The 15,186-nt window shown below is 66.3% G+C and carries 14 protein-coding genes; 3 read left to right on the top strand and 11 right to left on the bottom strand.

Annotated features, from left to right (window positions below; translation table 11 throughout):
• The 7 genes from AC2W7L_RS08770 to AC2W7L_RS08740 all read right to left on the bottom strand — a co-directional run.
• The coding region (locus tag AC2W7L_RS08770) for a hypothetical protein (RefSeq protein WP_486004137.1) at window positions 1–475 on the bottom strand (475 nt) is incomplete at its 3' end.
• 169 nt (window positions 476–644) lie between these two features.
• Window positions 645–2,873: an NAD-dependent DNA ligase LigA gene (gene ligA / locus AC2W7L_RS08765; RefSeq protein WP_486004136.1), complete on the bottom strand. Its 2,229-nt coding sequence runs from the start codon at window positions 2,871–2,873 to the stop codon at window positions 645–647.
• Window positions 2,870–3,811 (bottom strand): hypothetical protein, encoded by a 942-nt coding sequence (locus AC2W7L_RS08760; protein ID WP_486004135.1) that lies wholly within the window; start codon window positions 3,809–3,811, stop codon window positions 2,870–2,872. Before AC2W7L_RS08760 ends, ligA begins: the two co-directional genes overlap by 4 nt.
• Complete coding sequence (locus AC2W7L_RS08755; RefSeq protein WP_486004134.1) at window positions 3,802–3,999, bottom strand: hypothetical protein; 198 nt, start codon at window positions 3,997–3,999, stop codon at window positions 3,802–3,804. The genes AC2W7L_RS08760 and AC2W7L_RS08755 overlap by 10 nt, the downstream gene beginning before the upstream one ends.
• Window positions 3,992–6,085: a S9 family peptidase gene (locus tag AC2W7L_RS08750; protein ID WP_486004133.1), complete on the bottom strand. Its 2,094-nt coding sequence runs from the start codon at window positions 6,083–6,085 to the stop codon at window positions 3,992–3,994. Before AC2W7L_RS08750 ends, AC2W7L_RS08755 begins: the two co-directional genes overlap by 8 nt.
• Before the next feature lie 66 nt (window positions 6,086–6,151).
• Window positions 6,152–7,366, bottom strand: coding sequence for a tRNA 2-thiouridine(34) synthase MnmA (gene mnmA / locus AC2W7L_RS08745; RefSeq protein ID WP_486004132.1), 1,215 nt, complete (start codon window positions 7,364–7,366; stop codon window positions 6,152–6,154).
• On the bottom strand, window positions 7,363–8,574 hold the full coding sequence (locus AC2W7L_RS08740) for a cysteine desulfurase family protein (protein WP_486004131.1): 1,212 nt from the start codon (window positions 8,572–8,574) through the stop codon (window positions 7,363–7,365). Before AC2W7L_RS08740 ends, mnmA begins: the two co-directional genes overlap by 4 nt.
• Before the next feature lie 114 nt (window positions 8,575–8,688).
• Here AC2W7L_RS08740 and AC2W7L_RS08735 point away from each other — a divergent pair, with 114 nt between their 5' ends.
• Window positions 8,689–9,039, top strand: a complete 351-nt coding sequence (locus AC2W7L_RS08735; protein ID WP_486004130.1) for a hypothetical protein — start codon at window positions 8,689–8,691, stop codon at window positions 9,037–9,039.
• 131 nt (window positions 9,040–9,170) lie between these two features.
• Entirely contained in the window at window positions 9,171–9,563 is a 393-nt protein-coding gene (locus tag AC2W7L_RS08730; RefSeq protein ID WP_486004145.1) for a hypothetical protein, read from the top strand.
• 104 nt (window positions 9,564–9,667) lie between these two features.
• Here AC2W7L_RS08730 and AC2W7L_RS08725 read toward each other — a convergent pair whose 3' ends face one another.
• The 4 genes from AC2W7L_RS08725 to AC2W7L_RS08710 all read right to left on the bottom strand — a co-directional run bounded on the left by AC2W7L_RS08725 (window position 9,668) and on the right by AC2W7L_RS08710 (window position 14,253).
• Complete coding sequence (locus AC2W7L_RS08725; RefSeq protein ID WP_486004129.1) at window positions 9,668–10,621, bottom strand: hypothetical protein; 954 nt, start codon at window positions 10,619–10,621, stop codon at window positions 9,668–9,670.
• 8 nt (window positions 10,622–10,629) lie between these two features.
• A complete protein-coding gene (locus AC2W7L_RS08720; protein ID WP_486004128.1) occupies window positions 10,630–11,460 on the bottom strand; it encodes a hypothetical protein in 831 nt (276 codons plus the stop codon).
• A gap of 50 nt (window positions 11,461–11,510) precedes the next feature.
• Window positions 11,511–12,479: a tetratricopeptide repeat protein gene (locus tag AC2W7L_RS08715; RefSeq protein ID WP_486004144.1), complete on the bottom strand. Its 969-nt coding sequence runs from the start codon at window positions 12,477–12,479 to the stop codon at window positions 11,511–11,513.
• Between the two features lie 157 nt (window positions 12,480–12,636).
• Window positions 12,637–14,253 carry a DUF8094 domain-containing protein gene (locus AC2W7L_RS08710; RefSeq protein ID WP_486004127.1) on the bottom strand — a complete coding sequence of 539 codons (1,617 nt, stop codon included), beginning with the start codon at window positions 14,251–14,253 and terminating at the stop codon, window positions 12,637–12,639.
• Between the two features lie 311 nt (window positions 14,254–14,564).
• On the opposite strand from AC2W7L_RS08710, the gene orn reads away from it, so the two are divergent.
• Entirely contained in the window at window positions 14,565–15,149 is a 585-nt protein-coding gene (gene orn / locus AC2W7L_RS08705; protein WP_486004143.1) for an oligoribonuclease, read from the top strand.
• Window positions 15,150–15,186 lie beyond the last annotated feature (37 nt).

Here is a 15,186-nt window from a genome sequence, read left to right as displayed (position 1 = left end):
GGTAGCAATTACTAGGCGGAGGGCGTTCGGGCCAGGTGCGGGTGCCTTGGATGTATCCGGCCATGTCGGCCACGACGCGGTCGGCGTCGGCCTGGGTGAACTCGCCGGCTGAGACTCCGGCCTGAAGGTCGGCGGCGAGATCGGCGATGCGGGTCCGGGCGTCGGCCGCAGTGGCCGCGACGAGTTCGGTGCCGGTGAACGAGGCGCCGACTGCAGGATCGTCGACGATGGTGCCCTCGATGACCTCATTCGCGTCAGTCGAGGCGCCTGCGAGCGCGGTCGATTCCTCGGTTCGTCCGGTGGCCGGAGCAGCCGGGGTGCGCATGGACGTCAGTGCCGGCTGGGCATTGCGTTTGGTGGTCGGCGGTCCCGGATTGAGCACCAGGTCGGCCAATCCTGCCGTCACGGGAGCCGCGGTCAGTGCCGCAGCGACGACGACGGCGGTGCCGGCGAGGAGTCGAGGAATCCATCTCATGTCCCACACTCTTCCACTCGAAGCTGTCTCTGAGCTTGGCTGAGTCTGAACCCCGACTTCGAGTTCGGTCACGAACGAATCACAGCCGCACCATGGAACCTCCCCGAACCGGAATGTATTCCCTCCGGCAGCGAACCGCTAGGAACCGGGCACGGGGCCCGGGCACACCTCAGTCGAGGCTGCCGGTCTCCAGCAGAACCCTGAACTGGTCCTCGTCGAGGACGGGCACGCCCAGCGACTCCGCCTTCTCCAGCTTCGATCCGGCGTTCTCACCGGCGACGACATAGTCGGTCTTCTTCGAGACCGATCCCGCTGCCTTGCCGCCGGCACCGAGGATCGCCTCCTTGATGCCATCGCGGGTGAACGAGCTCAGCGAACCGGTTGCCACGATCGTCAGTCCCTCGAGGGTCTGCGCGGCGGCTTCGACCTCGTCGTCTTCCATCCGCACCCCTGCGGCCGACCAGGTCTCGACGATCTCGACGTGCCAATCGATCTCGAACCAATCGCGGATGCTCTGCGCGATCGTCGGACCGATGCCCTCGACGGCCGACAACTCCTCGAGGCTTGCCTCACGGATGGCCTCAAGGGTGCGGAACTTCGCGGCCAGGGTCCGTGCCGCGGTCGGTCCGACATGGCGGATCGACAAGGCGACGAGCACCCGCCACAGATCCTGATCCTTCGCCTTCTCCAGTTCGTCGAAGAGCTTCTTCGTGTTCGCGCTCGGGGCACTCGGCTTCTTCGCGGTTCCCCGGGTGTAGAAATACGGCACAAGCTCACGCTCACCGGTCTCCACTCCCTTGGACTTCTTGTTCCGCCAGATCTTGACCTCGGCCAGATCTTCCGGGGTGAGGTCGAAGAGGAAGGCCTCCGACGTCAGCGGGGGCGTGTCCGGTTCGGCCGGCGCCGTCAGCGCCAGCGCGGCCTCCTCGCCGAGGGCTTCGATGTCGAAGGCCGCGCGGGAGGCGAGGTAGAAGATGCGGTTGGCCAGCTGCGCCGGGCACGACCGAGAATTCGGACACCGCAGATCCTTGTCGCCCTCCTTCTGCTCACCGAGCTCGGTCCCGCAGGACGGACAGTGGGTGGGCATGACGAATTCGTGTTCGGATCCGTCCCGCAGCGCCGCAACCGGGCCGAGCACCTCGGGGATGACGTCACCGGCCTTGCGCAAGGTGACGGTGTCGCCGATGAGCACACCCTTGCGTTTGACCTCGTACCCGTTGTGCAGGGTCGCCCGCTCGACGGTCGATCCGGCCACGGTGACCGGCTCCATCACGGCGAATGGGGTCACTCGCCCGGTCCGACCCACCTGCACCTGGATGTCGATGAGCTTCGTCGTGACCTCCTCGGGCGGGTATTTGAAGGCCGTCGCCCACCTCGGTGCGCGAGAGGTATAGCCCAACGTTTCCTGCACGGCGATATCGTCGATCTTGATGACGATTCCGTCGATCTCGTGGGTGACATCGTGACGGTGTTCGCCGTAGTAGGAGATGAAGTCCTCGATCTCGTCGACGGTGTCGAGGACCTTGAAATAGTCGCTGATCGGCAGACCCCAGGACCGGAACTGCTCGTAGACCTCGGACTGGTGGGCCGGTTCAGGATGCGAATCATCGGCCGGAGTCCACACGGCGATGCCGTGGACGAGCATATGCAGGGGCCTACGTGCCGTGACGGCCGGGTCCTTCTGCCGCAGCGAACCGGCCGCGGAGTTCCGCGGATTCGCGAACGGAGCCTTGCCCTCGGCGACGAGGGAGGCGTTGAGTTCGGCGAAGTCCTCGACGGGGAAGAACACCTCACCGCGGATCTCGACCTCGGCCGGCGGGTGCTCGGTGTCGAGGCGGTGCGGGATATCAGAGATGGTCCGCACGTTCGCGGTGATGTCCTCACCGATGCGTCCGTCGCCGCGTGTCGCCGCCCGCACGAGTTCGCCGTTCCGGTAGAGCAGATTGACGGCGAGGCCGTCGATCTTGAGTTCGCACAGGAACTTCGACTTCACCGAGGTGGCCGACCGTACCCGTTCGTACCAGGCTCGCAGTTCGTCATAGTCGAAGACGTTGTCGAGGCTGTACATCGGACCGATGTGTTCGACCGGGTCGAAGGTCGAGGTGTCGACGACGCCGCCGACGGTCTGCGTCGGTGAGGAATCGGTGACGAGTTCGGGGAACTGCGCCTCGAGGTCTTCGAGGCGGTGGACGAGTTCGTCGTACTCCGCATCGGAGACGAGCAGGGAGTCCTGATAGTAGGCGGCCCGCAGCTCCTCGATCCTCTCGGTCAGCTGGGCATGGGCCTGAGCGCGAGCGGTCGCGTCGGTGAGGTCGACTCCCTGCAGGTCGGGTGTGGTCGAATCCGAGGTCTGGTGCTCGGGCGTCGATGAGTCGGCATTGTCCGGTGTCGTGGTCATTCGATCTCCTCAAGAGCCCGCCGCAGACCGGCGGCGATGGTCATGGTTCCCCGATTGTGCTCGGGTCCGATCCCCTGCTGGTCCTCCAGCAGCGGCGGGTAGGTCATCGGCAGTTCGGGGCCGGCGATGATCCCGAATTCGCGCAGGCTCGCGACCCCCATGCCGATGCGCGACCACGGGGTGCGGATCCGCTCGCACCAGTGGTTGACCGCGTCCGATCGCCCACCGGCCGCCGCTGGCAGGTGGATCCAGGTGCCGAGCCCCGCCTCGGCGAGGATCGCCAGCTGTTCCCAGCTGTGTGGTTTCAGGCTAGCCAACGGCACTGACACGGATCGGGCGCCGGTGCGGCGGACCGCCTCGGCGGCGGGGATCTCCTTGCCCTGCAGGCGCAGAGGGTCGAGGTTCGGCAGCGCGAGCACGGCGGGTGGGAGGTGGCGCAGGGTGGATTCGAGGGCCGCCCACACCTGGGTTTCGCTGATGGCCGGCAGGCTCGCCCACCCGGACACGGTCGGCCAGGTGCCGGTGAGGACAGGGTTCAGGCGGGATTCGACGAGGCGGACCGTCGGCTGCATGCCCAGGCCCGCGATACGGTCGGTGAACGCGGCGATGCCGAAGGCGTAGGCCTGGACGACGTCGCGGCGGGCGCCGTAATCGCCGAGGACGCGGGCGCCGGAACTCAGGCTCAGCGCGGTCACCAGCGTCCACGGTCCCGGCAGACTGATCTGGATCTGTCCGGGCCGGGAGGCCCCGTATTCGGCGATCGCGTCGAAGGCTTCGATCAGGGCCGAGTCCTCGAGTCGTTCGTCTTTGCCCGCCGAGGCGGTCAGTCGCCATCCGTAGGATGTGCGGTCGACGTGGAGTTCGGTGAGCAGGCCGACGGCGCGGCCGATGGCGTCGGCACCCCATCGACCCTCGGATTGGTGAGCGGTCAGGGGCATCGGCGGCAGCTGGTCGGCGAGGAGATCGAAGCCGGAGCCGCGGCCTCCCGGACCGGACTTGTCGCGATGTAGCCGCGGCGCGGATCACGGGCTCCGGGCAGCCAGATTCCCGTGGTCGTGGCGGCGGGCAGAACGAACGTCGGGATCTCGGGGGTGGCCGCCTCGGCGGGTGAGTGAAGATCAGCCATGCTGGTGGGCGCGGGGGATTCCGAAGACGTCGACATAGAATCCGAACTCGCTTTCCAGGGAATCGATGATGGTCTCGGCGCGGACGAAGCCGTGGGATTCGCCCTTGTACAGACGGTAAATGTACTCCACTCCGGCCAGTTCGAGTGTATCGACGAACTCCTGGGCCTGGGAGGGTGGGACGATCGGGTCACGGTCGCCTTGCATGACGGCCACGGGCACGGTGATATCGGTGGTCCGGCGGATCGGCGAACGGGTGATGTATTCGTCCTGGGCGGCGGGCCAGGGGCCGACGAGTCCGTCGATGTAATGGGATTCGAAGTCGTGGGTGTCGACGACGAAGCGCATGAGGTCGGTGACTCCGAAATACGAGGTGCCGCAGGCGAACACTTTCGTCGAGGCGAGGGCGGACAGCACGGTCCATCCGCCCGAGGAGGCTCCGGAGATCGCGATGCGGTTCGGGTCGGCGAGTCCGGCTGCGACGAGTCCATTGACGGCGGCGACGGTGTCCTCGACGTCGACGACTCCCCATCCGCCGCGCAGCCGGTCTCGCCATGCGCGACCGAAGCCGGTCGACCCGGCGTAGTTGACTTCGAGGACGCCGATTCCCTGGGAGGTGAAGTAGCTCGTGCGGGCCGTCATCTCCGGGGTTGCCTGCCCGGTCGGTCCGCCGTGGATCGAGACGATGTAGGGCGGGAGTTCGTCATCGGGGGCGGCGAAGCGGGGATTGTGCGGCGGATGGATGACGACGGGCACTCCCCCGAGCTCGCCGACCTGCGGGCGGGAGTAATAGCCCTGGTGGGTGTCGAGGCGTTCGCTGGCGATCTCGGTGAACAGTCCGGTCACCCGATCGACGGCGTAGAGGACTCCGGGACGCCGTGTCGATTTCGCCGTCAGCAGCAGGTGGGTGCGTCCGAGGTCGAGGAGCTCGATCGTGCCGAAGGTCTCCCCCGTCGTGTCGATGGTCTCCCAGGGAGTGGCGACAGGGTTCGGTGCGGCCGGGTCGGAAGACGGTGAGGACCGGTCTGGTTCGAGCGCGACGGGACTGTCAGTGAGACGGCGGCGCACGAGTGTCGCGGTGGCCCCCTGCGAATGCGCCCACACCTCGTCGCCGTCGTTGAGGTGCCACCTCGTGCCCAGCTGCCAGAGGGCACCGCCGATCTCCTCGCCGGTGTCGATGACCGGACGCAGACGGTCGATGTCGAGCTGGACGGGGGCCTCTGCATGGCGTGCGTCGGTGACGACGGGACGAGCGGCGACGGGGTCGATGTCGAGTCCGTACAGCGACCAGTGACCTGCGTGGTCCGAGATGACGTGGAGGGAAGCGTCTGAGGTGAATTCCGGCTGGAGCAGGGAGATGCCCGGATCGGTCGGGCTCGGCAGTCCCGGATCGGATCTGCGTGGTCGTTCGACGCCGTCGCCGCTGAGCACTCCGACCGCAGGGGTGGCCGGGGTGCGCACATCGACCAGCCACAGGGTGGTTCCGTCCCAGGGCATGTTCGGGTGTTCCCAGCCGATGAATGCCAAGGTGCTGCCGTCGGGTGAGAGCCTGGGCCAGGCCATGAAATGAGAATGGGTCGAGAGCACATTCGTCGTCCCGTGCTTGGTCAGCAGCACGATGGCGCGTTCACGACGGGTGGACCGGCAGTCCTCGCGCACGCACAGCAGTCCCCACGGACTCATGTGCAGATCTCCATAGCGGATCCGCCCCGAGGTGTCCGGGGTCAGGGCATGCGGGGCACGCCCCGGAATGATCTGCCAGACGCGCTGATCAGCGGCGTTGACGAAGTAGATGACCTCGCTGCTCTGATCGAGAGCCCACGCGGCTCCCCCGTATTCGTGGACGGCGGAGCGGATGTTGAAGCCGGAGGGAATGACCTGTTCGCTGTCTCCCGGACGCGACAGCGAGGTGCGGACGAGTCCGGTGCGAGCCTTCTCTGTGGGGATCTTCGTCGAATAGAAGATCTCATCTCCGCGGAAGGCGGCATCGAAGATCGGAGCAGCACCGGCAGCCACCTCAGCGGCGTTGAGAGGCGAAGACCAGGTTCCATAAGGTGCCGTGACGACATCTTGGGGAAATTCCTTCATGCCCCCAGAGTATCGTCAGTGGCCGACATCGGGCCCGAACTCGTCGCTTAAGTGAGGTGAGTCAGCTCAGGCGTCGGCGAATTCCGGTGCCGGGGTGATGCGGTCCTTCGCCGTGGAGTCAATGGTGGCCTGGCCGAGCACGCGAGTGCCGCGGTAGATCACCATGGTCTGGCCCGGGGCCACTCCGGAAAGCTCCTCATCGACGTCGACGTGCATGAGCTGCCCGGCCGGACGTGCGGCGGGCACCTCGACCTCGTCGATGATCGGATTCGCCTCATGCTCGGGTGCCTCGGCGACGAAATCGCCGAGCCAGGCACGGGCCGGAACCGGGTCGGCGTGGGCGCGGATCTGGACTTCGCAGTCGATTCCGGTCTCCGGGGTGTCCCCCATATCCGACGGAGCCGCTCCGGCCCAGGAGGTGCGTATGCCGGTGAGGTGGGAGACCGCGAGATCGGCGCGCGATCCGACGGTGACGGTGTTCGTCGCCGGGTCGAGGCCGGTGACGAAGCGCGGCTTGCCATCGGCAGCGGGCTTCTCGATGCCGAGGCCCTTGCGCTGACCGATCGTGTACGTCATCGCTCCGTCGTGACGCCCAAGCACTTCGCCTTCGGAGTCCTTGATGAGTCCCGGACGCATCGGGATCTTGTCGGCCAGCCAGGCCTTCGTGTCCCCGTCGGGGATGAAGCAGATGTCATAGGAGTCGGGCTTGTTCGCCACGGAGAAACCGCGCTCGGCCGCCTCGGCGCGCACTTCGGCCTTCGACGCGGTCGCACCGATCGGGAAGTAGCAGTGCTCGAGCTGATCGGAGGTGAGCACACCGAGGACGTAGGACTGGTCCTTGGCCAGGTCCTCACCGCGGTGCAGTTCGGGTCGCCCTTCGTCATCGCGGAGCACCTCGGCATAGTGACCGGTGGCGATGGCGTCGAAGCCGAGCGCCAGGGCGCGGTCGAGGAGGGCGGCGAACTTGATGCGCTCGTTGCAGCGCATGCACGGATTTGGGGTGCGGCCGGCGGCGTATTCGGCGATGAAGTCATCGACGATGTCTTCCTTGAACCGCTCGGAGAAGTCCCAGACGTAGAAGGGGATGTCGAGCATCCCCGCCACGCGGTGGGCGTCGCGGGAGTCTTCGATCGTGCAGCAGCCGCGCGATCCGGTGCGCAGGGTGCCGGGCATCCGGGACAGGGCGAGGTGGACGCCGACGACTTCGTGTCCAGCGTCGACGGCACGTGCCGCGGCTACAGACGAATCGACTCCGCCGGACATAGCGACGAGTACTCTCATGATGCTCCTTGCATCCATCGGGGTGTTGCCGAAACCATCCCGGCTCGGCGTGCCTGGTCGACGACCTCAGGCAGGGCCGCGAGCAGGGCATCGACATCGGCTTCGGTCGTATCGTGACCGAGCGTGAAGCGCTGAGTGGTCCGGGCGCTGTCCTCATCGAGCCCGCATGCCAGGAGCACGTGAGAGGGGCGGGAGACGCCGGCAGAACAGGCCGAACCCGTCGAGGTGGCCAATCCCCTGGCATCGAGACCGAACAGCAGCGAGTCCCCCTCGCAACCCGGGAACGTGAAGTGGGCGTTGGCCGGCAGGCGGTCCGCTCCGCGCGGACCGGAGAGCCGTGCCCCGTCGATGCTCGATTCGATTCCCGCGATGAGGCGGTCCCGCAGTCCCGACAGTCGTGCCGACCGGGCCGCGAGGTCGTCTGTGACGAGGTCGACGGCGGCGGCGAAGGCCACGGCACCGGCGACGTCGAGGGTGCCCGAGCGCACGCTGCGTTCCTGTCCCCCGCCGTGGAGGATCGGAGTCGGGGTCGCCCCACGGTCGAGCAGGAGTGCGCCGATGCCGACGGGACCGCCGATCTTGTGCGCGGTGATCGTCATCGCCGTCGCCTTGAGCACAGCGAAGTCGAGCGGAATCTGCCCGAGGGCCTGCACGGCGTCGATGTGGAAGGGAATGCCGAGTTCGGCGGCGATCTCTCCGATCTCAGCGATCGGCTGCAGAGTGCCGATCTCGTTGTTCGCGGCCATCACGCTGATGAGCGCGGTGCGTTCGGGATCGCGGCGCAGTTCGGTCACTGCCGCGTCAAGGTCGAGGCGTCCTGCCCCGTCGACGTCGAGGTAGACGGCTTCGGCGCCTTGCGCCTCCAGCCATTCCACGGTCTCGAGGATAGCGGGGTGTTCGATCGTCGTCGTCAGCACCCGCGGGCGTGCGGGCGCGGTGAACGTCCCGTTGTTGCGAGCGAGGTAGAGGCCTTTGAGCGCGAAATTGTCCGCCTCGGTGCCTCCCGAAGTGAAGATCACCTCCGACGAGGTGGCCGCACCGACCGCGCGGGCGATGGCCTCGCGTGCTTCTTCGATGCGCATCCGTGCCGCCTGTCCGACCGCGTGCAGAGCCGAGGGATTGGCCCGCCGGGCCAACTCCTTCGTGTACACCTCGAGGACCTCGGCGGGCATCGGCGAGGTGGCTGCGTGATCGAGATAGATGGGCACCCTGCAATTTTAGGGCGTGAGCCAGGCTACGGCCAGGATCCGTGCGGCATCTCACCCGCGAAGCGGCGCATCCGGACGAGTTGCCTGCCGGTATGGCCGACTAAACTGGGTCGGGTGTTCACCGTTTTCACCATCGTCCTCTATGCCACCACCGGCATCCTGACCCTGTGGTCGATCATCGAGACTATCCGCAACCGTCCAGCTGGTAAGGCCCTGCTCGGCGGTGCCGCTCTGCTTCTGCTGCTGCTCATCGTGCAGCTGATCATCTCGATTGCGACCTTCGGAGCCACTCATGATGTCGACCCGCTGCTCTACTTCGGCTACATCATCACCGCGGTCATGGTCATGGCGCTGGCCGGGTTCTGGGCGTTTGCGGAGCTCAGCCGCTGGGGGCCCGGAGTGCTCGCCGCGGCGGGACTGACGGTGATCGTGATGATCGAGAGATTGGACCAGATTTGGCAGTGAACAGGCGCAACCGGTTCGGCGGGGATTCTGCCGACGATGCGAACTCAGCGGGCAGCGCACACCCAGCGGACGGTACGAACTCCGCAGCCGCCTCGGCGAAGGGAAAGACGGGGCGGTCACCGTATTCCGCGATGCATACCGGTCCGGGCCGGGCGCTGACGGCGGTGTACGGGGTCTTCGCCCTCTCGGCCACGGCCCGGGCGGGCTACCAGCTCATCCGCGAATTCGACGTCGCGCCGATCGCGTATTCGCTCTCGGCGCTGGCAGCGGTGATCTACATCCTCGCCACGGTCTGCCTCGTCATCGGCAACCGCATCTCACACCGGATCGCCGTCGCCGCCTGCGCGATCGAGTTCGTCGGCGTCATCGTCGTCGGCATCCTCAGCCACACCCACCCCGAGGATTTCGCGAAGCCGTCGGTGTGGTCGAACTTCGGCAGCGGATACGGCTACATTCCGCTGATTCTGCCGCTCATCGGCCTGTGGTGGCTGCTGCGCGTCGGCCGCCGCGCGAACCGCGACTGAGCGGCGTATGAGCGGGTTCAAAGCTCATATGCGGTGATCGTGATCAGCGCGTATGAACTTCGAACCCGCGGGTGCTGACACGACGAGCGAACAGCAGCCCCAGGTCACTCCACCTTGGAGGAGATGACGTTCCAGTCGGTGGCCACCGCGGTGAGCTCGTCACCGGTCTTCATCAGCACATAGGGGTGTGCGGTGTCGACCTTGATGGTGTCGCCCTCTTTGTCATTCGTCTTCACGGCCTCGACGGTGTCGCCGAGGTCGAGAGCGTAGTCGGACGGCGCCTTGATCGTCAGCGTGCAGCGGACTTCGCCCATCCCGATCGCACCGTTCTCGGTGCTCAGAGTCATGTCCTCGAACTTGAGGTCCTCATAGGGCTTGCAGTCGACGTCGACCTTGTCGAAGCCGGAGTCCTTGTCCCGCAGGTCACCCACGTAGTCGCGGAATCCCTTGAATCCGCCTTCCTTGAGCCCATCGGGTCCCCCGGACTTCGCCTTGCCGTCGACGAGGAACGACGAGACGTCTCCGGAGGCGGTGGTCAGATCGCTCGAGAATTCCTCCGGTGCCTCTTCCACGGCTCCCTGATCGTCGGCCATGAGCGCCGGAACCTGATCGGTGGGCACATACGATGCCTGGCGCACGAGGGGGTCGGTCGACGCCGATTCCCGCGTAACCAACATCACCTGGGTCAGCTGCTTGTCCCCGTCCGTGGACTTCTTGTCCGCGGTGCCGAAGGCGTAGAACCACATCGGGTATTCGGTGAAGCTCGGGCTGCCGGCGACGACCTCGGTGAAGTTCGGTGCGCGCAGCTTCTGCTTCGCCTTGTCCGCGATCTGGATCTGCGCGCGGGTGTGATCGATGAGCGGTGCCGCCTGGATCTTGTCGAGGTCGGTGCCCTTGTCGCCGAGGGTCTTGTCGAGCGATTCCGTGTAGTTCGTCATGAACTTCCCGGCCTCACCGGGGCGCACCGCAGTGCGCTCGTACGGGGTGACATCCGGGCTGCTGGGTTTGGCGATCGGCATGTTCGCGCAGCCGCTGAGCACGAGTCCCGTGCCTATCATCGCGGCCGTCACCGTCCGCAGGGACCGACGGTTCCGCAGATCCCGTCGCCGAGGCGGCGCTGAGCTTGCGGTTCCCGGCTGTACCGTCGAGATCGGCTGAGTCGCCGGACCTGACTCGCCCTTGACCGCGCGGTCATCGGCCGCTGACCGGCCGCCTCGGCGGGGGTGCGTTCGTCGGGGCCGCTTCCGCCGCCATCCGAGCCGCCGCGGCCGTTGCTGCCGCCGCCATCGGATCCCCTGTTGCCCGAGCGACCGACGTCCTTCTTGGGCGGGCGGATGCGTGAGGACCACCAGCGCATGAAGAAGAACACCGAGAATCCGGCGAGGATGATCGCGCCGGCAATGCCGAGCAGGCTGAGTGCGAACACGCCATTGACGCGCATCTGGAGACTCACCGTCGTTCCGTCGAGACTGTCATCGGAGTTCGCAGGGGCGATGACGAGCACCTGCGGCTGCGCATCGAGGTCGAAGGTTTTCGCGACCGTCTTTCCCGTGTCCGTGCTGATCCACCAGTCACGATCGGTGATATCGGCCTCCGGCTTCGCATCACCGGGAGTGAACCGGTGGGAGGCGGGGTTCGGGAACGACACATCACTGATCTGCTCCTGCGCCACCCCGTCGAGGTAGCTGTCGGCGTCGACCCCGCTGGCGGAGCCGACGAACAGCTCCGTGCCCTTCGAGTTCTTCGCCGTCACGGTCACACTCGACCCCGAATAGGGCACGATCGCTTCGTCGAGGACGACGGCGTACGCCCCGTCCTTGACCTTGAAGGCCGGCGTCTCGGTGATCTCGTCGGTGCCGACGGCCGAGAGCGCAGAGATGACCAGTCCGGCGAGCATGAGTGCCGCTACGCCGAAGAGGATGGCGGTGATGAGTCGGATTTGCTGGATCAGAACAATGCCCTCATGAGTGCGGTCCGTGCCTTGGTCACGGCTGGGTCGTCGGCGCCGAGGACCTCGAACAGATCGAGGACCCGCAGGCGCAGGGATTCCTTCTCATCACCCGCGGTGGTGCGGATGAGAGAGATGAGTCGGTTGAAGGCGCTGCCGGCGTTGCCACTGACGATCTCGGCGTCGGCGGCGGCCTTCGCGGCTTCGACGTCCTGGGGGTCGGCTTCGGCGGCGGCGATGAGGTCGGCCGGTTCCTGGTCGATGAGGCGGCGGCCCAGACCTGCCCGGGCGAGACCGAACTTCGCCTCCTCGTCGGCCGGAGAGTTCGCCAGTGCGGCCTTGAACAGGCTCTCGGCGGTGTCGAAGTCGCCCGTGGCGAGTGCCTCCTCGGCCTCCGGGTGGGCGGGACCGGCCGGTTCGGGTTCGGCTCCCCCGACGGCCGCATAGCCGGTCACACCGTTCTCACCGGCGAGCTTGAGGAGTTCGTCGAAGTACGCCTGGACCTGCGGTTCGGGCAGAGCGCTCTGGAACAGCGGCACGGGCTGGCCCTTGATGAGGGCGACGACCGTCGGGATCGACTGGACGCCGAATGCCTGCTGCAGACGCGGGCTCGCATCGACGTCGACCTTCGCCAGCACCAGGCGTCCCCCATAGGAGGTGACGACGCGCTCGAGGACCGGGGAGAGCTGCTTGCAGGGTTCACACCATTCGGCCCACAGGTCGATGACCACGGGCACGCGGTCGGAGATCGCGACGAGGCTGGTGAAGGTCGATTCATCGACGTCGAAGACCAGTCCCGGAACGGCGACCGCGTTCGGGTCCTGACCTGCCTGGCCGCCGGCGCCACCGGCAGCACCGGCACCCGCACCGGCCGCTTGCCCGCCCTGGTCGGCGGGCATATTCTTGCTGCGCACTGCCGACAGGTCGAGTCCCTGGTTGGGTTGCGTATTCTCCTGCGAGGGATCCATTGACACGTGGTCTCCTTTGTGACGCGGTCGGTGGGCTCGGCGAAAACCGTGACGCACCTGGTCCATGTTTATCCAACAGAACGTATCAACATCGGTGCGCCCACGGCTATTTCCTCAGCCGTCAGGGAAGGAGCGCCACGGTGCCGACCCGTCCGCCTCAGCCTGCTTCGGCTCCGGCGAGTGTCTCGAGACCGCCGATGAGCTTGACCTTGCCGTCCTTGGGCACGAGGAAGGTGAGCACCTGGGTGGTCTTCGTCGTCACAGGCTGCTGGGTCGACCCGGAGCCGACGAGCTCCTTCTGCGGCGACGACAGCGACAGGGTGCCGGTGCGACCTTCCTTCGATTCGGGACTGATCGTCGATTCCGCGTCGATGACTCCCGTGACGATGGCGGCGTCACCGGCGGTGCCTTGGGCGACGAGCTCCTTGCCCGGGGTGTACTTGTAGTCCACTTCGGCCTTGCCTTCTTCGGCGCTGGCCTTCTGATCCTTCTGGTTCTTCCAGATGGACTTCGAGAAGTCATCGGAGGCGAACTTCTTCGCTTCCTTCGAGTCCGCTCCGCTGCCGAGAGCCTTCGCGTAGTCGGCGACGGCCTTCTCCGGAGTCGTGACGAAGTCCTTGGATCCTGGTTCGAGCATCTTCGCACCCTGACGCGAGTCGGGCAGTTCGGGCAGCTTCGTGCCGGCCGTCAACTGGGTCTGCGACCACAGTTTGTAGTCGCTGCGCGGATCCTTCTGGGTCAGCACCAGCAACTGCGAGTTTCGCGCGGAGGTGATGAGGCTGGTCACGCGCGGCCAGGCGTCGGTGGCGGAGGTGTAGTTGGCGACGATCTCTTCGCTGGCCACTGCCGGCGCCATCTTCTGATCCTCGACCTTCTCCTTGACCTTGTACAGGTCTTCCCGCTGCTTCAGCGCGGGTCCGGTCGCACGTTCGGCCAGTGCCTTCTTATCGGTCTTCTTGTCCGCGGCCTTGACGTCGGCGGCCACGGAGTCGAGGATCCGCTTCGCCTGATCGTCGGTGACTCCCGCGGCCGCTGAGCTCGGAGCCTCGGAGGGCTCGGGCTTGGGCAGCTCTTCCGGCCCGCAGGCGCTGAGCGCGAGCACGGGGACGACGGCGAATGCGGTGCCGTATTCGGCGAGCTTGCGGCGGCGCTCCTGGCGTGCCTTGCGCCGGTTCGCTTCCTTCTTCGAATTGTTCGCGCCGAGGAAGAGGAGGACGACGCCGATGATGAAGATGACACCGCCGATGATCATCAGCGGGAGCGCCCATGGGGTCTCGGCGTGGTTGGGCCAAGTCAGGGTCACGGATTCGACCTTTCCGGCTTCTCCGTCGCCGGCGACGAGGAATCCGGTGCGGTTGGCGTCGTCGTTCCATTCCAGTTCCACCGAATCGGTGCCGGTGACCTCGGACTGCCACAGATCGGCCCCGGCGGGGTTGGGAACCTTGCCCTCGCCGTCGGTGCCCTTGACCGTGAGCTCGCCGCCTGCGGCGATCCCGGTGACGCGATCATAGGCGGACTGTCCCGCCCAGGCTTCGACGTTCTCGATCGGAGCTTGGGCGATCGTGAGATCACCGCTGCCCTCGACCGTCAGGGTCGCAGGCGTTTCGTAGAGGTTGAGCATTCCGGGGTCGACGATGACTGCCGGTTTGTCGGCGTCGATCTGTGCGGTGGCAGTGATCGTATCCTCCGGCGCCCACAGGGTCTTCTGCAGGATGCCGAGGCCACCGACGACGACACCCACCACCATGAGAATCACAGCGATTGTGTAACGCACGTGCGAACCTTCCCTCAGCCGAGCAAAATGGCACCCCTGGTTCGGGGACACTCCAAGTTTAAGTCACTTACCGGACATCGCCTTTGTGCGCACACTCAGTGTGTGTCGACGTTCACAGGCACTCCCCTACCCCGAACGTCACCGAGGCGGCCCTCCGACAGCCGTCCGTGCCCCGTCCTCCACCCTCGCCGAGGCGGGCGCGACCCCGCCCGCGGATGGGCACCGATTCGGTCCCGGAATGTCCCCAACACCGCCCCCTGCCCTAAGCTGGGCGGGTGAGCAACAACAGAATTGTGTGGATCGACTGCGAAATGACCGGCCTCGACGAGGTGCGGGACGAACTCATCGAGGTGGCTGCGATCGTCACCGATTTCGAGCTCAACCCCCTCGATGACGGAATCGACATCGTCATCAAGCCCTCGGCGGATGCACTGGCGAACATGAATGAGTTCGTCACGAATATGCACACCACCTCGGGTCTGATCACCGAACTCGACGCGGGCACCACCGTCGCCGAGGCGCAGGCCCAGGTCCTCGAATACGTGAAGAAGCATGTCCCCGAGTCCGGCAAGGCACCGCTGGGCGGGAATTCGGTCGGCACCGACAAGGTGTTCCTGAACAAGCAGATGCCCGAACTCGTCGAGCACCTGCACTACCGGATCATCGACGTCTCCTCGGTCAAGGAACTGGCCAAGCAGTGGTTCCCCCGCGCCTACTTCCAGGCACCGGCGAAGCACGGCGGGCACCGCGCGCTCGGCGACATCATCGACTCGATCATCGAGCTCCAGTACTACCGGAGGGCCGTGTTCTCCGCCGAGGGACCGAGCTCCGACGAGGCGAAGTCGATTGCCGCCGAGGTGGCCGAGACCTACCCGAAGCAGACCGACGAGGACTGACCGCCGCCTTCCGAAGCGATCGTGAGCACCAGCCCGG

The sequence above is a fragment of the Brevibacterium sp. LAARM3_SD1 genome, from assembly GCF_057364765.1.
This window is presented reverse-complemented; position numbering and strand designations above follow the sequence as displayed.